Source organism: Ruegeria sp. SAZA006, from assembly GCF_059613465.1.
In genome coordinates, this window is record NZ_JBXWSO010000003.1 from 77,377 (window position 1) to 95,066 (window position 17,690).

At 60.2% G+C, this 17,690-nt stretch carries 19 protein-coding genes; 5 read left to right on the forward strand and 14 right to left on the reverse strand.

The features are described from left to right. Window positions 1–39: 39 nt before the first annotated feature. Window positions 40–960: a sulfite exporter TauE/SafE family protein gene (locus tag AC2FNZ_RS01260; protein ID WP_093963459.1), complete on the forward strand. Its 921-nt coding sequence runs from the start codon at window positions 40–42 to the stop codon at window positions 958–960. Then, window positions 947–1,726, forward strand: a complete 780-nt coding sequence (locus tag AC2FNZ_RS01265; protein ID WP_170342165.1) for a TIGR02186 family protein — start codon at window positions 947–949, stop codon at window positions 1,724–1,726. The genes AC2FNZ_RS01260 and AC2FNZ_RS01265 overlap by 14 nt, the downstream gene beginning before the upstream one ends. 3 nt (window positions 1,727–1,729) lie before the next feature. Here AC2FNZ_RS01265 and AC2FNZ_RS01270 read toward each other — a convergent pair whose 3' ends face one another. The 7 genes from AC2FNZ_RS01270 to AC2FNZ_RS01300 form a co-directional block, all read right to left on the reverse strand. Next, on the reverse strand, window positions 1,730–2,458 hold the full coding sequence (locus tag AC2FNZ_RS01270; protein WP_496831912.1) for an SDR family oxidoreductase: 729 nt from the start codon (window positions 2,456–2,458) through the stop codon (window positions 1,730–1,732). Continuing rightward, the gene (locus tag AC2FNZ_RS01275; protein WP_496839281.1) at window positions 2,455–3,987 is read right to left on the reverse strand and encodes an ATP-dependent DNA helicase; all 1,533 of its coding nucleotides are present in this window, start codon (window positions 3,985–3,987) and stop codon (window positions 2,455–2,457) included. The genes AC2FNZ_RS01270 and AC2FNZ_RS01275 overlap by 4 nt, the downstream gene beginning before the upstream one ends. A gap of 51 nt (window positions 3,988–4,038) precedes the next feature. Then, entirely contained in the window at window positions 4,039–4,677 is a 639-nt protein-coding gene (locus tag AC2FNZ_RS01280; RefSeq protein WP_093963463.1) for an acyl-homoserine-lactone synthase, read from the reverse strand. Window positions 4,678–4,759: 82 nt separating this feature from the next. Next, entirely contained in the window at window positions 4,760–5,479 is a 720-nt protein-coding gene (locus AC2FNZ_RS01285; protein ID WP_496839282.1) for a helix-turn-helix transcriptional regulator, read from the reverse strand. After that, entirely contained in the window at window positions 5,418–5,636 is a 219-nt protein-coding gene (locus tag AC2FNZ_RS01290) for a hypothetical protein (protein WP_170369618.1), read from the reverse strand. Before AC2FNZ_RS01290 ends, AC2FNZ_RS01285 begins: the two co-directional genes overlap by 62 nt. Before the next feature lie 205 nt (window positions 5,637–5,841). Next, complete coding sequence (gene ccrA, locus AC2FNZ_RS01295; RefSeq protein WP_496839283.1) at window positions 5,842–7,128, reverse strand: crotonyl-CoA carboxylase/reductase; 1,287 nt, start codon at window positions 7,126–7,128, stop codon at window positions 5,842–5,844. 112 nt (window positions 7,129–7,240) lie between these two features. Continuing rightward, complete coding sequence (locus AC2FNZ_RS01300; RefSeq protein ID WP_496839284.1) at window positions 7,241–8,626, reverse strand: 1-acyl-sn-glycerol-3-phosphate acyltransferase; 1,386 nt, start codon at window positions 8,624–8,626, stop codon at window positions 7,241–7,243. 146 nt (window positions 8,627–8,772) lie between these two features. On the opposite strand from AC2FNZ_RS01300, the gene AC2FNZ_RS01305 reads away from it, so the two are divergent. The 3 genes from AC2FNZ_RS01305 to deoD all read left to right on the forward strand — a co-directional run bounded on the left by AC2FNZ_RS01305 (window position 8,773) and on the right by deoD (window position 11,900). Beyond that, complete coding sequence (locus tag AC2FNZ_RS01305) at window positions 8,773–10,740, forward strand: protein meaA (protein WP_496839286.1); 1,968 nt, start codon at window positions 8,773–8,775, stop codon at window positions 10,738–10,740. A gap of 114 nt (window positions 10,741–10,854) precedes the next feature. Then, complete coding sequence (locus tag AC2FNZ_RS01310; RefSeq protein WP_170342178.1) at window positions 10,855–11,172, forward strand: H-NS histone family protein; 318 nt, start codon at window positions 10,855–10,857, stop codon at window positions 11,170–11,172. Window positions 11,173–11,189: 17 nt separating this feature from the next. Further along, window positions 11,190–11,900: a purine-nucleoside phosphorylase gene (deoD, locus tag AC2FNZ_RS01315; protein ID WP_093963470.1), complete on the forward strand. Its 711-nt coding sequence runs from the start codon at window positions 11,190–11,192 to the stop codon at window positions 11,898–11,900. A 29-nt stretch (window positions 11,901–11,929) separates the two neighbouring features. On the opposite strand, the gene AC2FNZ_RS01320 is transcribed toward deoD, so the two are convergent. The 7 genes from AC2FNZ_RS01320 to AC2FNZ_RS01350 form a co-directional block, all read right to left on the reverse strand. Beyond that, window positions 11,930–12,775, reverse strand: a complete 846-nt coding sequence (locus AC2FNZ_RS01320; protein ID WP_496839287.1) for an urea carboxylase-associated family protein — start codon at window positions 12,773–12,775, stop codon at window positions 11,930–11,932. A 316-nt stretch (window positions 12,776–13,091) separates the two neighbouring features. Then, window positions 13,092–13,232 carry a hypothetical protein gene (locus AC2FNZ_RS01325; protein ID WP_496831924.1) on the reverse strand — a complete coding sequence of 47 codons (141 nt, stop codon included), beginning with the start codon at window positions 13,230–13,232 and terminating at the stop codon, window positions 13,092–13,094. 136 nt (window positions 13,233–13,368) lie between these two features. Next, entirely contained in the window at window positions 13,369–14,148 is a 780-nt protein-coding gene (locus tag AC2FNZ_RS01330) for a succinate dehydrogenase iron-sulfur subunit (protein WP_170343321.1), read from the reverse strand. 12 nt (window positions 14,149–14,160) lie between these two features. Beyond that, window positions 14,161–15,966, reverse strand: coding sequence for a succinate dehydrogenase flavoprotein subunit (gene sdhA / locus AC2FNZ_RS01335; RefSeq protein ID WP_093963474.1), 1,806 nt, complete (start codon window positions 15,964–15,966; stop codon window positions 14,161–14,163). A 19-nt stretch (window positions 15,967–15,985) separates the two neighbouring features. Next, the gene (gene sdhD, locus AC2FNZ_RS01340) at window positions 15,986–16,357 is read right to left on the reverse strand and encodes a succinate dehydrogenase, hydrophobic membrane anchor protein (RefSeq protein ID WP_093963475.1); all 372 of its coding nucleotides are present in this window, start codon (window positions 16,355–16,357) and stop codon (window positions 15,986–15,988) included. 11 nt (window positions 16,358–16,368) lie between these two features. Continuing rightward, window positions 16,369–16,755 (reverse strand): succinate dehydrogenase, cytochrome b556 subunit, encoded by a 387-nt coding sequence (gene sdhC, locus AC2FNZ_RS01345; RefSeq protein WP_496839288.1) that lies wholly within the window; start codon window positions 16,753–16,755, stop codon window positions 16,369–16,371. A 215-nt stretch (window positions 16,756–16,970) separates the two neighbouring features. Beyond that, the gene (locus tag AC2FNZ_RS01350; protein ID WP_093963477.1) at window positions 16,971–17,633 is read right to left on the reverse strand and encodes a DUF1194 domain-containing protein; all 663 of its coding nucleotides are present in this window, start codon (window positions 17,631–17,633) and stop codon (window positions 16,971–16,973) included. Between the last annotated feature and the right edge of the window lie 57 nt (window positions 17,634–17,690).

Below are 17,690 nucleotides of genomic sequence, written 5' to 3' on the forward strand. Positions count from 1 at the left end.
TTGTAACCAGTCCACCGCAGCACGGATCGGCTAGACCACATGCATATCTATCTGCCTATCGCCGAAGTCTCCGTGAACGCCTTTCTGCTGCTGGGCCTTGGCGGCATGGTGGGAATTCTGTCCGGCATGTTCGGTGTCGGTGGCGGCTTTTTGATGACCCCGCTGCTGTTCTTTATCGGCATCCCACCTGCCGTTGCCGTGGCAACCGAGGCGAACCAGATCGTTGCCTCGTCATTCTCGGGCGTGCTGGCGCATTTCCGAAGAAAGACGGTCGATCTGAAGATGGGCACGGTCCTTCTTGTGGGTGGTCTGATCGGCGCCGCCGTGGGCGTTGTCTTCTTCAACTATCTCAAAAGCCTGGGTCAGGTCGATCTGCTGGTCAAGCTCTGCTATGTCGTCTTTCTGGGCGTCATTGGCGGGCTGATGTTCTTTGAAAGCCTCAATGCACTGCGCAGGTCCCGAAAAGCCGGTGCAGTCCCTGTCAAACGGCGCCAGAGGGGGTGGATCCACGCCCTGCCGTTCAAGATGCGGTTCCGGACCTCGGGGCTCTATATCTCAGTCATCCCGCCGGTGCTTGTCGGCCTGTTCGTCGGTGTGTTGTCGGCGATCATGGGCGTGGGCGGCGGGTTCATCATGGTGCCCGCCATGATCTACCTGTTGGGAATGCCGACCAAAGTGGTTGTGGGGACATCCCTTTTCCAGATTATTTTCGTCACTGGCTTCACCACCATGCTGCACGCCACGACCAACTTTACGGTCGATATCGTGCTGGCTGTCCTACTGTTGGTTGGCGGGGTGATCGGGGCTCAGATCGGGACCGTGCTGGGGGCACGCATCCCGGCCGAGCAGCTGCGCGTTCTGCTGGCAGCTCTTGTCTTGGCGGTTTGCGGCAAGCTGGCCCTGGATCTGTTGTTGCAACCGGCCGAGCTCTACTCGCTTGGCACCGATGGGGGGCATTGACGTGTTGCGCTGGTTCATCGCCTTTGTGTTCCTGACCATCCCCGTCCACGCTGCGGATGAGCAGGTCGTTCTTGGCCTCAGCCAGGATCGCGTAGCCATCACCGCCGATTTCGATGGATCCGAGATTCTGATCTTTGGCGCCGTCAAGCGCGAAGCGCCTATCCCGCCCGGCCCTCCGCTTGAGGTGATCGTGGCAGTCGCGGGCCCGTCCGAGCCGGTCATGGTGCGGCGCAAGGAAAAGAAATTCGGCATCTGGGTGAATACCGACAGCGTTCTGGTCGATTCCGCACCCAGCTTCTACGCAGTCGCCACAAGCGCGCCGTTCACGGACATCATCACCGACACCGAAGACCTGCGCTATCGCATCTCGATCCGGCGCGCGATCCGGTCCGTCGGGGCGGCCATGCATATCCGGGAGGCGCAGAATTTCGCCCGGGCTGTCGTTAGGATCCGCGAGGATGAGGGCCTGTATTCGATCCGTGAGAACACGGTTGCCGTGGATGAGCAAACGCTATTCCGCACCTCCATCGAGATGCCGGCCGACCTGACCGAAGGCGACTACCTGACCCGCATCTTCCTGATGCGGAATGGCGAAGTCATTTCGCAGTTCGAGACGGTTATCGACGTTCGGAAAGTCGGGCTCGAGCGGTTTCTCTACAACATGTCGCGCCAACAGCCGGTCTGGTACGGGTTGATGTCCCTTGTCATTGCCATCGCCGCAGGCTGGGGCGCTTCGACGGCTTTCCGACTGCTGCGCGAAAACTGACCGCTACCCGCGCCCTATATACGGCATCGTCGTTGCCATCACGGTCATGAACTGGACGTTGGCTTCGGGCGGCAGGCTGGCCATGTGCAGGACCGAGCGCGCGGCATCTTCGACCGCCATCGTCGGATCAGGCTCTCGCCCTTCAGCAACCGCCCTATCGACCAGGGTCTGCACCATCTGGGTTCTGTCATTCCCGATGTCGATCTGCCCACAGGCGATCCCATGGGCTCGGCCGTCAAGCGACAGGCTTCGTGTCAGCCCGGTTATCGCGTGTTTGGTGGCGGTGTAGTGCACCGAATTCGGGCGCGATACATGTGCCGCGATCGAGCCGTTGTTGATGATGCGGCCCCCCTTGGGCACCTGTCTGCGCATCAGGCCAAAGGCCGCGCGGGCGCACAGAAACATCCCGTTCAGGTTCACGTTGACGCTCTGATACCAGTCGTCCAGCGCGATCTCGTCGATCGTGCCTGCGGGCGCGAAAATACCCGCGTTGTTGAACAGAACATCCAACCGTCCAGCCTGCGCCTGAAATTCATCGAACGCCGCCGACACCGCTTGGGGGTCGGTTACGTCGGCCACCAGGGGAATGGCGTTTTTGCGCGTTGCGGCCATCTGGCTCAGCTTGTCCGCACTGCGCGCCAGCAGGCCGACCTTCCAACCCTGGTCCAGAAACAGCTCGGCCGTCGCCCGCCCAATGCCCGAACTTGCCCCGGTTACAATGATCGTCCTCACGTCTCCTCCGCCTCCAGCGTAAGTTTTGCGGCCGAGACCGCGCGCAGGTCGTGAACCCGCAACGGGTGGCTTGGTTTGGACAGCCGGTTGCGCACCACCCAGATCAGCCGCTCTTGCGCGCGGGTGATGGCCACATAGGCCAGCCGTTTCCACAGGGGTTGCCCGGCCTCGGTCCGGCCCATGCGGGCGGCGGCATAAAGGTCAGGGGCAAAGACCTGCACCGTGTCCCATTGCGAGCCCTGCGCCTTGTGGATCGTCACGGCGGCCCCATGCAGAAACGTGGCCCCCATGCGCGCGGCAAAGGGGATGAACGGCTCTTCCTCGTCCGGTTTTTCGATCTGCACGATCGAGGCGGCGCTGACCTGCGGGTCTTCGGCCCCCATGACATGCAGCCGCGAGAACCCCGGCTTGCGCCCCGGTCCCAGATAGATCACCTGTGCGCCCTTGATCAGCCCGCGCGCCTCGAGGTCGAGCCGCTTCTTGCGGTGCTTGAGCGGCAACTCGATCCCGTCGCAGATCAACGGTTCGCCTTCCAACAGCTCGGTTTCGGGGGCCCCATGCACCTGGCGGAAGGCCTGGATCAGCCGGATACGCGTCGCGTTCCGCCAGACCAGAACCGGGCTGCGGGCCATCAGGTCAACCTCGACCCGCTGGCCCCAGACCACGCGGTCATCCTTGCGGGCAGTCTGCTCGACAAGACGTTCGAAATCCTCGAACCCCATGGCCGGATCGGCCAGCGCATGGGCCAGATCCAGAATGGGGTTGTCGGCCTCTTGCCGGTGCACCCGGTGCAGGATCAGCTTGCGCGGTTCCGGCAAAGCATCGAACACCATCGACCCGGACTGGTTCACCGGTGCCAACTGCGCCGGGTCGCCGAACAGCAGCAGGGTGGGAAAGATCTCTTTGAGATCCTCGAACTGCCGGTCATCCAGCATCGAGGCCTCATCGACGAACCCGATATCCAGCGGCTCGTCGCGCCGTTTCCAGCCGGTGATGAAATCCGACCCGCGCAGGCCGGCGGCGGCCAGAGCGCCGGGGATTGACTTGTTGTTGGCATAGAATGCGGCCGCGCGGTCCAGCGCCTCGTCGGTCAGGCCTTCGATCTCGGGGCGGTCGTCGTTGCCCGCCAGCCATTCGGCGATCCGCTCGTATTCCGGATCATAGACGGGTGTGTAGAGAATCCGGTGAATGGTGGTGGCCGGAACACCGCGCAACCGCAGCACACTGGCGGCCTTGTTGGTCGGGGCCAGAATGGCAAGGCTGCGCTTGTCCTTCGATTTGCGGCTTTCAAAATCGCCCGAGACGATCTGAACTCCGGTCTCGGCCAGCGCCTTGTAGAGTTCGGCCAACAGCAGGGTTTTGCCCGACCCGGCCTTGCCGATCACCGCCATCACGCCCGATTCGCCCTGGCCGGGCAGCTTGAGCAGCGCATCATCTTCCAGGTCGACGCCTGCGGTTTTCAGCATCTGGGAAATGCTGTCGAACGCGGCGGCCTGATCTTCGGAAAAAGTAACCTTGGGCAGAGACATGGCGCGACCCTACAGGGCCGCGCCAACCTGCGCCAGATGCGGAATACAACGTCAGGCAGTCAGTGCGAACCGATGCCGCGCGGCGGACCCGAACGCCGTCTTGAACCACAATCGCGACAGCTCACGCGGAATGCCCGCCCGCTCGGCCACGCGGTTGCAATCGTCAGCGGAATAGGGCCAAAGACCGACCGAGATCTGGTCACGGCCCGCCCCCTCAGAGCCCAAGACCACCGGCGAGGAACCGATCAGCCGATAGATACGGATCATCCTTGCATCAAAGACCCCGGCGATGTGGGTAAGACCGAAGCCTTCCATGATCTCCCCCCCGCTCAGCATGATTGCCCCGGCCGTGTGTGGATGAGCGGTGCGGGACAGGCAGAACCGCGTCACCTCCCAGATCAGCGGGCTGCGGATTGGGCTGCCGCCCGTCAGATGCCCGAACACCTCATTGACCATGACAGGGCCAGTCGTGGGCAATACCCGCATCGAGCCGCCGTGACTGCCGTCAGGCTCTTCCCAGATGACATAAAGCGGGTTCAGAGCATCATACTGATCCCGTTCCTCTCCTTTTGAATTGACATGAACATCCCATCCCAGGCGGGTTTTGAATTGATCGGCGCGGTCGCGAAACATCCCCTCGGCCAATTTTGGAAATTTATGAAGCTCGTCAGCGTAAACGTAACGCAGCATGACTTTTCCCCTTGTCGTCCAGTGCTGGAACGAAGGGGGTACAAAGTCGTGGTTAATTTCCCGTGTGGCCCTCGCACGGGCCTTAAACCACTATTAATCCTCTGCTGAGGGCAGTGGCGATGGCATGGGTTGTATTCAGAGCACCCAGCTTGGACCGGGCGCTTTCGATATAGACACGCAATGTGTGCTCGGAAATAGACAAGGAGTGCGCGACCTGCGCCCGGCTGTAGCCCAAGGCCAGCAGCGTCATTGCGTCGATCTCGCGCGGAGAGAGGCCGCGCGCGGATTCCGGCCTGCGGTCCTGCTCGAAATCCAAAGCTTTGCGGTTGAAGTAGTGGGCGAGCAGTATCAACTCGCGGCTATAGGTCACGATGAAGGCTTCCCAAGCCTCGTCGCCGCAACTGTGATTGACCGTAAAAAGCGCGAACTGGCCATTTGGTCCACGAATTGGGATCGAATAGCCTTGATTGCCGACACCATGATCCAAAGCATCTTGCAGAAAGGCTTTGGCGACCTTGCCGGACCAGTTCAGAGATTTCCAGTTGACCGGATGAAACCGCTGGAAGCAGCCCAGGATTACGGGATCTATTCGGTGATAGTTGCGCTCACGGTATCGATCGGCCCAGGCATCCGGATAGGTGGTGTAGCCATATTGATCGCCAGCGCCATCGACCCAGTGATAGACGATGTGATCGACCTTCAGTTTGTCCCTGATGCGGACTGCAACCGCACCCAGCTCGTCAAGCGTGCTGGTGTTTTCCAAATCCTCCAGGATCTGGCTCAAATCGAACTGTGTTCCCATTCGACGGCGCTTTTGCCTCATCGTTCAGGGACGCAATTTCGGCCGCGGCGATCAGCCTGGTGTCGTCAAGCTGCTCGGCCAGCGCGGTCAACCCATTCGCAACGGCGAAGGCGTTGAGGTCCGACAATACGTCCAGTATCCACTCATTTCGCGCCATCATGGTCTCTCCGAAACAGTTAACGAAGGGTTAACACAACCATAACATGTACGCTGTTTTCTTGCCTATTCACTGCTTTCTACTCCCCAAAAACAGCGGGTCCCAAATGTGCATGGTATTGAAAAACAATATCCCATCTTCCGAACGCAAAACGCCCGCGAACCGTCCAAGCGATTCGCGGGCGCTTGCTTTCAATGCGCGGTGATCAACCGCGGGCGTCCAGAACCTCTTCCAAGGTCCGCATGCCCGTACGCGGGGCCTGAACCAAGACAGACATGTTGCCGGGCTTGTGCTCGTTCCGCATCATTTTCATGTGCGCCTCGGGTAGTTCTTTCCAAGTGAACACTTCGGACATGCATGGATCGAGACGCCGCTCAAGCATCAGCCGGTTTGCAGCGGACGCCTGCTTGAGGTGCGCGAAATGCGAACCCTGCAGACGCTTCTGGTGCATCCACATGTACCGAACGTCAAAGGTCAGGTTGTAGCCGGTGGTCCCGGCGCAGATCACGACCATGCCGCCTTTTTTGACGACAAAGGTCGAGACCGGGAAGGTGCTCTCGCCGGGGTGTTCGAACACCATGTCGACGTTCACGCCCTTGCCCGTGATGTCCCAGATCGCCTTGCCGAACTTGCGGGCCTCTTTGAACCACTCGGCATATTCAGGCGTGTTTACCGTGGGCAACTGGCCCCAGCAGTTGAAGTCCTTGCGGTTGATGACGCCCTTGGCGCCCAGCCCCATGACGAAGTCGCGCTTGCTTTCGTCCGAGATCACACCGATCGCGTTAGCGCCGGCCGTGTTGATCAGCTGGATCGCATAGGAGCCCAGACCCCCCGACGCGCCCCAGACCAGAACGTTCTGACCCGGCTTCAGGTCATGCGGCTCGTGCCCGAACAGCATCCGATAAGCGGTGGCCAGCGTCAGCGTGTAGCAGGCGCTTTCTTCCCAGGCCAGGTGCTTGGGGCGCGGCATCAGCTGTTGCGCCTGCACGTTGGTGAATTGCGCAAATGACCCATCAGGCGTTTCATAGCCCCAGATCCGCTGGCTGGGCGAATACATCGGATCGCCGCCGTTGCACTCTTCATCGTCGCCATCGTCCTGGTTGCAGTGGATCACGACCTCGTCGCCGACCTTCCAGCGTTTCACCTTGTCGCCCACCGCCCAGACGATGCCCGAAGCATCCGATCCGGCAATGTGATACGGTGCCTGGTGACCATCGAAGGGGCTGATCGGCTTGCCGAGCGAGGCCCAGACGCCGTTGTAATTGACGCCTGCCGCCATCACCAGGACCAGCACTTCGTGGCTGTCCAGCTTGGGCACATCGACCACTTCCAACTGCATTGCAGTGTCGGGCTCACCGTGGCGCTCTTTGCGGATGGCCCACGCATACATCTGTTTGGGCACATATCCCATCGGAGGGATTTCACCCATCTCGTAGAGGTCTTTTTCCGGTGCCTCGTAGGACGCGATGCCGCCGTCGGTGTCCAAAGCCATTGTGGCCTCCTCTGTCAAACATGTTCGCCGCGACGCAGAATCGCGCGCTTCATAGGCTGGAATATTGGCCTGTGAGTAATTTTGCAACCCATTTCGGATCAATATTGAAATTTTATGACCCAGCGGCCGCAGAAATTTCCTTTGCATTCGCAGAACCATCCGGGTCTTCGCTTATGTGCGCGGAGGCCGCATAATACTTCATCAGATCCAGCCGCTCGACCGATGGCGACAGCATACCGTTGTTTCTGCTCAGTATTCGCCGTTCGACCAGCTGTTCGATCGCAGGCGGGATGGATTTCAGATCTTCGTCCGTAGCGCCCTCCCGCCGCATCAGCTCGGCGATCCGTGACTGAACGTCAGACTCTGAGATGGTGCCGTTTTCTCGAACGAGCCAACACGCGGCGGGCGCTGGAACCAAAGGAATCGCCTGGCCAATCCGGCGCATCAGCTCTCGAGCCAGATCCGTGATCAGGTCCGGGCCAGCTTGTTCGCGGAACTCCTGCAGCGAAATGGGCAGGCCGTATCGAACCGAGGCAAGACCGAACCGTTTGTAGCGCCCGATGATACGGCGCCATATCTGTTTCAGGCTCCACCTTGTGATCACGCCGATCCGAGCACGGAACCGCCGTTCGCTGCCCAGGGCGGCGGCGGTCAGAATCGTATCCTCCAGCACCCGATCATAGTTTAGCGCAACCGGCACGAACACCACATCCCGCCCATCGGGGCTGGTGCCGTCGATGATGTATTTCAGCAGTCCCAGCTTGGGTCGTCCCAATGACCCGGTGAGGCTCAGACCGCCCTCGGGGAACATCGCCTGCGTCACACCGGCATTGGTGGCCAGGCGCACATAGCTGGCCAGAACCTGCCGGTAGAGTTCGCTGCCGGACTTGCGTCGGATGAAATAGGCCCCCATCGCGCGGATTAACCGGCTGAGCGGCCACACCCGCGCCCACTCGCCCACCGCATAGGACAGCGCCGACTGTTGCGCGGCCAAATAGGTCACCAGAACATAATCCATGTTGCTCCGGTGATTCATCACAAAGACCACGGTTGCTTTGGGATCGATTTCCTTCAATACGGCCTCGTCCTCGTGGCTGAGGCGGACATTGTAGAACGCGTTGCTCAACCACCGTGCCAGCCGAATGGCAAAGCTGAAATACATGAAGGCCGAAAACGACGGGACGATTTCCCGGGCGTAGCGCCGGGCCTGCTCGAACGCGACCGCTTCGGGGATGCCGTGCTCTTCGGCGTGGTGCTGAACAGCCTGACCAACCTGCGGGTCATAGATCAGGCGTTGGATCATGTCATGACGCTCGGCCAGTTTGAACGGCTGGATCGGCCGTTGCAGGCGCTGGTTCAACCGTTCAACAGCCCGTTCAAGCCGGCGGCGAAAGAACCAGCGCACCGACGGGAACAGGAAATGCGAGGCGAAAGTGACCGCGGCAAACACCACGATCAGAACAAACAGCCAAATCGGTAACTCAACGGTCTGCGTCATGCCCGCACAGTGCCATCAAACCGCCGCTGTCACAATCGGCAGCACGCCGTACATGCCGCAACGCAGCGAATTGACATGTGCTGAAAATTGCGCTTTAGAACCCATGAGAGAAATATTGTTACCCATCGACGCACGAGGCTCTGACCATGACGCAGACGCAGAAAGACCGCCCCTGGCTCATCCGAACCTATGCCGGTCATTCCACGGCCAAGGCCTCGAACGCGCTATACCGGTCCAACCTGGCCAAAGGGCAGACCGGCTTGTCGGTGGCTTTCGATCTGCCGACGCAGACCGGATACGACAGCGATCACACCCTTGCCCGCGGCGAGGTCGGCAAGGTCGGTGTGCCGGTCTGCCACCTGGGCGACATGCGGGTGCTGTTCGACCAGATCCCGCTGGAGCAGATGAACACGTCGATGACAATCAACGCCACAGCCCCTTGGCTGCTGGCGTTGTATATCGCGGTGGCGGAGGAACAGGGGGCCGATGTGTCCAAGCTGCAAGGCACGGTGCAGAATGACCTGATCAAGGAATACCTGAGCCGCGGCACCTATGTCTGCCCGCCCAAACCTTCGCTGAAGATGATCGCGGACGTGGCCGAGTACTGTTATTCGAACGTACCGAAATGGAACCCGATGAACGTGTGTTCCTATCACCTGCAAGAGGCCGGCGCGACGCCCGAGCAGGAGCTCGCCTATGCGCTGGCCACCGCCATCGCGGTTCTGGACGAGCTGCGCCCCCGCGTTCCGGCCGAGGACTTTCCGGCGCTGTGCGGCCGCATCTCGTTCTTCGTGAATGCGGGCATCCGGTTTGTCACCGAAATGTGCAAAATGCGGGCCTTTGTCGACCTCTGGGATGAAATCCTGCAACAACGTTATGGGGTGGAAAACCCCAAGTTCCGCCGATTCCGCTATGGCGTTCAGGTCAACTCGCTGGGCCTGACCGAGCAGCAGCCCGAAAACAACGTCTATCGCATCCTGATCGAGATGCTGGCCGTAACCCTGTCGAAAAAGGCGCGTGCCCGGGCGGTACAGCTGCCCGCCTGGAACGAAGCACTGGGCCTGCCGCGCCCGTGGGACCAGCAATGGTCGATGCGAATGCAACAAATCCTGGCCTACGAGACCGACCTGCTGGAATATGACGACCTGTTCGACGGCAACCCGGTGGTCGATGCCAAGGTCGAGGAACTGAAGCAGGGCGCCCGGGCCGAGCTGGCCAACCTAGAGTCGATGGGTGGTGCGGTTGCGGCGATCGACTACATGAAATCGCGGCTGGTGGATTCCAACGCCGAGCGGCTCAACCGGATCGAGCGCAATGAGACCATCGTCGTCGGCGTGAACCGCTGGACCGAGGGTGAGCCCTCGCCGCTGCAGACCGAGGATGGCGGGATCATGGTTGTCGACCCTGCGGTCGAGCAGGAACAGATCGATCGCCTGAACGACTGGCGTGCCGCCCGCGATGACGCCGCCGTGGTCGCGGCGCTGGCCGATCTGCGCGCCGCCGCGCAATCGGGCGCCAACATCATGGAGCCCTCGATCGCCGCGGCCAAGGCCGGTGTCACCACCGGCGAATGGGCAGAAGAGATGCGCCGCGTCTTTGGCACCTATCGTGGCCCGACGGGCGTTTCGGGGTCGGTCTCGAACAAGACCGAAGGCTTGGACGACCTGCGGACGGCGGTGGATGCGGTCAGCGACCGCCTGGGGCGTCGTCTGAAATTCCTGGTCGGCAAGCCGGGGCTGGACGGTCATTCCAACGGCGCCGAACAGATCGCCTTCCGCGCCCGCGATTGCGGCATGGAAATCACCTATGACGGCATCCGCCTGACCCCCGACGAAATCGTCGCTTCGGCCATCGAGCAGCAAGCCCACGTGATCGGCCTGTCGATCCTGTCGGGCAGCCACCTGCCGCTGGTTCAAGAAGTGATGACACGCCTTCGAGACGCAGGTCTGGGTGATATTCCAGTTGTCGTCGGAGGCATCATCCCGGACGAGGATGCGGATCGCCTCAGATCGATGGGTGTTGCCAAAGTCTATACGCCCAAGAATTTCGAGCTGAATGCCATCATGGGGGATATCGTTTTGCTGGCCGATCCAAAAACGCTGGCCGCGGAATAATCGCCCAGAATTAATTCCATTGCCCATTTCGTTTAAAGAATGGCCATTGATTGGGATTCTCCGTAACGTTGCCTGATGAGTAAAAAATGAATCAGGTGGGTACGGAGAACGACAATGGGCATAAATCTGGACAAGCTGTCGCGTAAGGAATTGCTTGAATTGCGCGATCAGGTCGATAAGGCGCTGGAAAACGCTGAGGCCAGAGAGCGTCAGGAAGCATTGATGGCCGCTGAAAAAGCAGCTGCCGCTTATGGGTTTTCCTTGTCCGACTTGGCATCTCAGCCCACTCGGTCCGGCAAGGGATCGAAAGCCAAAGCAAAATATCGCAATCCGGCCGATCCGGCGCAAACCTGGACGGGGCGTGGGCGTAAACCAAAATGGGTCCACGAAGCGCTGAAAGCCGGTGCAGATATTTCCGATCTGGAAATCTGAACAGGAAAAGTATCAAAATGACAATTCACATTGGCGCCGAAAAAGGTGAAATCGCCGAAACCGTGCTTTTGCCGGGTGATCCGTATCGTGCGAAATGGGCCGCCGAAACTTTTCTGAGCAATGTGCGGCAAGTCAACGATGTCCGCGGGATGCTGGGTTTCACCGGCGAGTGGAAAGGAAATCCGGTCACCATTCAGGGCAGCGGAATGGGAATGCCGTCGCTGTCCATTTACGTAAATGAATTGATCCGGGACTACGGTGCAGAAACCCTGATCCGCATCGGGTCTTGCGGCAGTATGCAGGAAAACGTGAAGGTCAGGGATGTAATCCTGGCCATGACGTCAACGACGCTCAGCACCCCGTCCCGGGGCATCATGAAAGAGCTCAACTTTGCGCCTTGTGCAGATTGGGGCCTGCTGCAGGCGGCCGCCAAGGCAGCCGAGGCCAAGGACACGGCAACCCATATCGGCGGCATCTATTCGTCTGACGTGTTCTATGACGAACGCCCCGACCTGAACGAACAGATGGTGCGCCACGGAATCCTGGGTGTCGAAATGGAGGCAGCCGAGCTGTATATCCTGGCCGCGAGGCACAAATGCCGGGCTCTGGCGGTTCTGACCGTGTCCGATCACCTCCTGACCGGCGAGGCCTTGCCCTCATCCGAGCGCCAGAGCAGCTTTGGCGACATGGTGGAAATCGCGCTGCAGGCCGCGTTCCCGAACGCCTGACACAGAACGGCCCGGGTCACCCCCGGGCCTCAGCGCCCATGCGTACGGTCATAGCCATTGGGCGCCGGACTTTGCCAGCCGCTCAGCGTGCCTTCGGCAGGTGCAAAAACCTCGACCAACAGCGGGTGACAGGCGGCCGTATCCGACGAGTGTTCGGACGAGCAATCTCCACCCGGACAGGCGCTGAGGTCACCCAGAAGGTCGATTTCCGCGAAAAACTCCAAATAGTCACCCGGTCGAACCGGTGAAGCCTTCATAAAATACTGCCCCGTATCGCGGGTAAAGCCGGTACACATGAATACGTTCAACACGTCGTGCACCAAGCGCTCGGCTACCGGTATCTCCAGACCAGTATGGTCAGCCAGCGCCCGGGTCAGGTTGGAGTGGCAGCATTGATGGTATTGAGTGCCCGACAGCAGGTTTCCAGTATAGGGATCGCAACGCGTTCCGATCACGTCATGCACCGACCCGCCGTATTGATCGATTCCATACCAGTCCAAGGTGTCCGCAACGATCGTGGCCATCGGGCGCAGAAAAGGAAAGCTTGACCATAGCCGCTCGCCGGTCGTGACATGGGTGCCATGCAGTGCACGCGTCTTGCCCGAATAGAAACGTTCGTTCAGATCGTGCAGGTTCCACAGGTTCAGGTCGCCGACCTGCGGGCCTTCGACCGAGGTGATCCGAAAGAAGTGTCCGGCCGGCACCTCAAAGCAGCGTGCATCACGTGGCGGCACCAGAACTTCGGCTGTCTTTCGCGCGCTCTTTCGGGCGTCCAGCAGCAGGTCAAGGTCAACGCTGGGCAGGGTGTCATTTGGGTAGCAAATGACCGGAGCGATCCCGCGGCGGGCGGCGGCATCCGAAGGAGGATTTGGCATTCTGCATCTTTCCGCTGTTTTGCGCAGATTGACCCAGAATGACCTTAGGGAAAACCCCGTTTCCCTCAGGCAATAAGGCTTATTTCCGTTCACATCGCGTGGGCTGCGTCTCGGAGACGGAAACCGCCCCGCAATACGCACAACTCCACGTGCCGGCCTGCCTGTGCTGCCGCCACCGGCAGTCGCGGGTCAAAGAAGACGTGCGTGACCGCCAGACGAAATAGGCGAACACGCCGGCGCCGAGCAGAAGCAGAAGAACAGGCATTCCCCTGCTTCGCGCAATATGCGCCGGGACTCAAGACTTGGCTTGGTAAACTCAGGCCGCGTTGGCGTATTCAAACAGCTCCGGCTCTGCATCCTTTGCAGGCTTGACCGGCTCAGGCTCGTAGTAGGCCCAGGCTTGCTCAAGATATTCCAAGGCTTTGGCTGCGATTGTTTTTTTGGATTCGTTCTTCATCGGAGTGATCCTGTTTCCAATCCGTCACTCCTCCCCGATACCGAACATAGTCTTGGCCGGGGCGGCCCACATCCAATGATTTCGCATGTGGGCCATGCACTTGCCGCAACGCGGCAAGCGCGTTGGTCGTCATCGGTCAAACTGCGCGTTCGACCATCATCTTCTTGATCTCGGCAATCGCCTTGGCCGGGTTTAGCCCCTTGGGGCAGGTCTTTGCACAGTTCATGATCGTATGGCACCGATACAGCTTGAACGGATCCTCAAGCTGATCCAGACGCTCGCCGGTGGCCTCGTCGCGGCTGTCGATGATCCAGCGATAGGCATGCAGCAACGCGGCGGGGCCAAGGTACCGGTCGCCATTCCACCAATAGCTCGGGCACGAGGTCGAGCAGCTGGCGCACATAACGCATTCGTACAGACCATCCAGTTTTTTCCGGTCTTCGATCGACTGCTTCCATTCCTTTGCAGGGCGGTTGGTCTTGGTTTCCAGCCACGGCATGATCGAAGCGTGCTGCGCATAGAAATGGGTCAGATCCGGGATCAGGTCCTTGACCACCGGCATGTGCGGCAGCGGGTAGATCTTCACGTCGCCCTTGATCTCGTCCATGCCGTAGATGCAGGCCAACGTGTTGATCCCGTCGATGTTCATCGCGCAGGAGCCGCAGATCCCCTCGCGGCACGACCGGCGGAAGGTCAGGGTCGGGTCGACCTTGTTCTTGATGTAGATCAGCGCATCCAGAACCATCGGCCCGCAATCGTCCATGTCGACGAAATAGGTGTCGACCCGAGGGTTCTGCCCGTCATCCGGATTCCAGCGATAGATCTGGAACTTACGCACGTTGCTCGCGCCTTCCGGTTTCGGCCAGGTCTTGCCCGTCGTAATCCGGGAATTCGTAGGGAGGGTCAGTTGGACCATGTGTTCCTCTCCTCAGAATGTCCGCGCCTTGGGCGCGATCTTTTCAAGGCTGATACCGCCTTCAGCCTCGGTGCTCAGCGGATCGACGATGACCGGGCGATAGCTGAGTTCGACCTTGTTCCCGTCAACCCGGGACACGGTGTGAACACGCCAGTTTTCGTCATCGCGCTCGGTGAAGTCTTCGTGTGCATGAGCGCCGCGGGATTCCTTCCGCGCTTCGGCGCCGACGATTGTGGCAAGCGCGTTGGGCATCAGGTTGGTCAGTTCCAGCGTCTCCATCAGGTCGCTGTTCCAGATCAGGCTGCGATCCGTGACCTTGATATCCTCCATCTTGGCCGCGATTGCGGTCATCTTCTCGACCCCTTCGGCCAGGGTCTTGGCTGTCCGGAACACCGCGGCATCCGCCTGCATGGTTTTCTGCATCTCAAGCCGCAGATCGGCCGTCGGGATTGCACCGCTGGCATTGCGCACCGCATCGAACCGATCGAACGCCTTGTCGACCGAGGCCTGGTTCAGGACCGGGTTGGGCGTTTCGGGGTCGACGACCTTGCCCGCCCGGATCGCCGCGGCGCGGCCAAAGACCACGAGGTCGATCAACGAGTTCGACCCCAACCGGTTCGCTCCGTGAACCGACGCACAACCAGCTTCGCCCACGGCCATCAGGCCGGGCACGACAGCGTTCGGATCGTCGGCGGTCGGGTTCAACACCTCGCCCCAATAGTTGGTCGGAATACCGCCCATGTTGTAGTGCACCGTCGGAAGAACCGGGATCGGTTCCTTGGTGACATCCACGCCGGCGAAGATCTTTGCGCTTTCCGAGATGCCCGGCAAACGCTCGTGCAGGGCTTCGGCCGGAAGATGGCTCAGGTTCAGGTGAATATGGTCGCCTTCGGGACCGACGCCGCGCCCTTCGCGGATTTCCATGGTCATCGAACGCGAGACATAGTCGCGCGGTGCGAGGTCCTTGTATTGGGGCGCGTAGCGCTCCATGAACCGTTCACCTTCCGAGTTGGTCAGATATCCGCCTTCGCCGCGGGCACCTTCGGTGATCAGGCAGCCCGAGCCGTAGATGCCGGTCGGGTGAAACTGCACGAACTCCATGTCCTGCAAGGCCAGGCCGGCACGGGCCACCATGCCGCCGCCGTCGCCGGTGCAGGTGTGGGCCGAGGTCGCGCTGAAGTAGGCGCGGCCGTAACCGCCCGTGGCCAGAACCACCATCTTGGCATTGAAGACATGCATGGTGCCGTCGTCCAGCTTCCAGCAAACAACGCCCTGGCACTGCCCGTCTTCGGACATGATCAGGTCAATGGCGAAATATTCGATGTAGAATTCCGCATTGTTCTTCAGTGACTGCCCGTACAGCGTGTGCAGGATCGCATGACCGGTCCGGTCGGCAGCGGCACAGGTACGCTGAACTGCAGGGCCTTCACCGAATTCGGTCGTGTGGCCACCAAAGGGGCGCTGGTAGATCTTGCCTTCTTCGGTACGCGAAAACGGCACACCGTAATGCTCCAGCTCATAGACGGCCTTGGGTGCTTCGCGCGCAAGGTACTCCATCGCGTCTGTGTCACCCAGCCAGTCCGAGCCCTTGACGGTGTCATACATGTGCCACTGCCAATGGTCGGGGCCCATGTTCGACAGCGACGCCGCAATGCCACCCTGCGCCGCAACAGTGTGCGAGCGGGTCGGAAAAACCTTGGTTACGCAAGCGGTGCGCAGACCTTGTTCGGCCATGCCCAGCGTGGCACGCAGACCGGCCCCACCGGCGCCGACCACGACCACATCATATTCGTGCGTTTCGTATTCGTAAGCAGCCATTTCATTCAGCTCCGGGGTGTTAGAGGGCAATGCGGGCGACGGCGAAAATACCTGCGGCCGCGGCGCCATATGAGAGACACTTCACGAGAATGATCAGAACCTTTTCCATTGTGCCGTGCACATAGTCCTCGATCATCACCTGGGCACCATCAGCGAAATGCTTGAACCCGACGGCCAGCGTCAGGGCCGCCACGATCGCCGGGAATGGCCGCGAGTAATAGTCCAGCACCACGTCAAAGGGCTGTCCCAGCGTGGGGCCGAATGTGAAGACAAAAAGCGGGACAAGGATCAGCAGCGCAACCGAGCTGACCTTCATCGCCCAAAAATGTTCGGTGCCCGACTTGGCCGATCCCAAGCCTACGGCGCGTTTGCGGTCGGTAAGATAACGCATGTCAGCCTCCCTCAGGCAACGATCAACAGTGTCAGCAAAGTCAGCACGACAGAGCCGATCACAACCGCCCAGCCCAGCTTGTAGGCTGTCGGGATATCCAGTCCGATCGCGTTGTCCCAGATCAGGTGCCGGATGCCGGCCAGCGTGTGGTACCAAAGACCCCAAAGCGACAGTGCCATGACCAAGTCCCCGAGGAGCGACGTGATCACACCATTGGCGCGATCAAAGGCTTCGGGCGACGTGGCTGCGGCCAAGAACCACCAGACGATCAACAGCGCAGCCACCAACATGGCGTTGCCGGTGATCCGGGTCAGGATGGAAGTGACAGAGGTCAACTGCGGACGATAGATCGACAGATGCGGCGAAAGCGGGCGGTTCCCCCGATTGACATCGGCCATGGCGGCTCCTTTTGAGGTTGGCTACCGAAGTTTTTACTCCATTTTGCGACCCTGTCACGCGCTGCGCGCGCAAAAAAGATCAAATCACCCGCAATTTCGCCGATAATTCGGAAACGTGATCACACAAAATATTCTCGTGATCACAAAACGCATTCCAACGCCCCAATGTTAGCGTTTTCAAGGGTCAAGCAATGTGATCACGAATCTTTCCGCGCTCAGCGCCGATCTGCAGTCTGCCGCGTGACTTCACGCAGAAGTTTTTTCCGGATCCGTTCGGGATAGTCCTTGAAACCGGCAGCCGATACGACGAAGGCTCCTTCACCGACTATGACGTTTTCAAAGAAATAGGCCGTCAGGTCTGGTTCGCTCTCCTCGATCGCAATTGCGTTCACCGTGATCCCCTGACGGCGCAAAAGGTCTCGGATCTCGGTCGGCTCGACCCCTTCGTTCGAGACGCCGTCCCCCGAGATGTCGATTAGATGACGCTTGCACTCGGGCACCTCGAGAAAGCTGTTCACGGTCATTTCCAGCGCCTCACCGATCGCGGTCGAAAAGTTCCGCCAGACACGCGGATCGGCAGACACTTTTGCGGCAAACGTATCCAGTGCGTCGAACCCGTCAATTTTGGTCCAGGGGATTGTGATCCGCTGCCGCGAGGTCCCGGTCCATTGCACCAGCATCAAACGGGCCTGGCCGCGCACCAGCGCCTCGGACACGACCGGGTCGCGCAGTCCGGCCGCCAGGCCATCCATCTGGATGCGGTATTCCGAACTGTCGACCGATCCGGACACATCCACGGCTAAAGCCAGCGCCAGATCGCAGGCCGACGCCGGGCGGGCAAGGCAGAGCGCAGCAGCAAGGATACGCAGATAAGACATGAGCCGAACCTAGCACGGTTCGGCCGGGTCGGGATCACAAGACTGTGGGGGTCAGCC

What these genes read in the sequence shown, in the direction of transcription:
- AC2FNZ_RS01260 (WP_093963459.1), top strand. Translation starts at nt 40, where the DNA reads ATGCATATCTATCTGCCTATCGCCGAAGTCTCCGTGAACGCCTTTCTG.
- AC2FNZ_RS01265 (WP_170342165.1), top strand. Translation starts at nt 947, where the DNA reads ATGGGGGGCATTGACGTGTTGCGCTGGTTCATCGCCTTTGTGTTCCTG.
- AC2FNZ_RS01275 (WP_496839281.1), bottom strand. Translation starts at nt 3,987, where the DNA reads ATGTCTCTGCCCAAGGTTACTTTTTCCGAAGATCAGGCCGCCGCGTTC.
- AC2FNZ_RS01280 (WP_093963463.1), bottom strand. Translation starts at nt 4,677, where the DNA reads ATGCTGCGTTACGTTTACGCTGACGAGCTTCATAAATTTCCAAAATTG.
- AC2FNZ_RS01285 (WP_496839282.1), bottom strand. Translation starts at nt 5,479, where the DNA reads ATGGGAACACAGTTCGATTTGAGCCAGATCCTGGAGGATTTGGAAAAC.
- AC2FNZ_RS01290 (WP_170369618.1), bottom strand. Translation starts at nt 5,636, where the DNA reads ATGGCGCGAAATGAGTGGATACTGGACGTATTGTCGGACCTCAACGCC.
- ccrA (WP_496839283.1), bottom strand. Translation starts at nt 7,128, where the DNA reads ATGGCTTTGGACACCGACGGCGGCATCGCGTCCTACGAGGCACCGGAA.
- AC2FNZ_RS01300 (WP_496839284.1), bottom strand. Translation starts at nt 8,626, where the DNA reads ATGACGCAGACCGTTGAGTTACCGATTTGGCTGTTTGTTCTGATCGTG.
- AC2FNZ_RS01305 (WP_496839286.1), top strand. Translation starts at nt 8,773, where the DNA reads ATGACGCAGACGCAGAAAGACCGCCCCTGGCTCATCCGAACCTATGCC.
- AC2FNZ_RS01310 (WP_170342178.1), top strand. Translation starts at nt 10,855, where the DNA reads ATGGGCATAAATCTGGACAAGCTGTCGCGTAAGGAATTGCTTGAATTG.
- deoD (WP_093963470.1), top strand. Translation starts at nt 11,190, where the DNA reads ATGACAATTCACATTGGCGCCGAAAAAGGTGAAATCGCCGAAACCGTG.
- AC2FNZ_RS01320 (WP_496839287.1), bottom strand. Translation starts at nt 12,775, where the DNA reads ATGCCAAATCCTCCTTCGGATGCCGCCGCCCGCCGCGGGATCGCTCCG.
- AC2FNZ_RS01325 (WP_496831924.1), bottom strand. Translation starts at nt 13,232, where the DNA reads ATGAAGAACGAATCCAAAAAAACAATCGCAGCCAAAGCCTTGGAATAT.
- AC2FNZ_RS01330 (WP_170343321.1), bottom strand. Translation starts at nt 14,148, where the DNA reads ATGGTCCAACTGACCCTCCCTACGAATTCCCGGATTACGACGGGCAAG.
- sdhA (WP_093963474.1), bottom strand. Translation starts at nt 15,966, where the DNA reads ATGGCTGCTTACGAATACGAAACGCACGAATATGATGTGGTCGTGGTC.
- sdhD (WP_093963475.1), bottom strand. Translation starts at nt 16,357, where the DNA reads ATGCGTTATCTTACCGACCGCAAACGCGCCGTAGGCTTGGGATCGGCC.
- sdhC (WP_496839288.1), bottom strand. Translation starts at nt 16,755, where the DNA reads ATGGCCGATGTCAATCGGGGGAACCGCCCGCTTTCGCCGCATCTGTCG.
- AC2FNZ_RS01350 (WP_093963477.1), bottom strand. Translation starts at nt 17,633, where the DNA reads ATGTCTTATCTGCGTATCCTTGCTGCTGCGCTCTGCCTTGCCCGCCCG.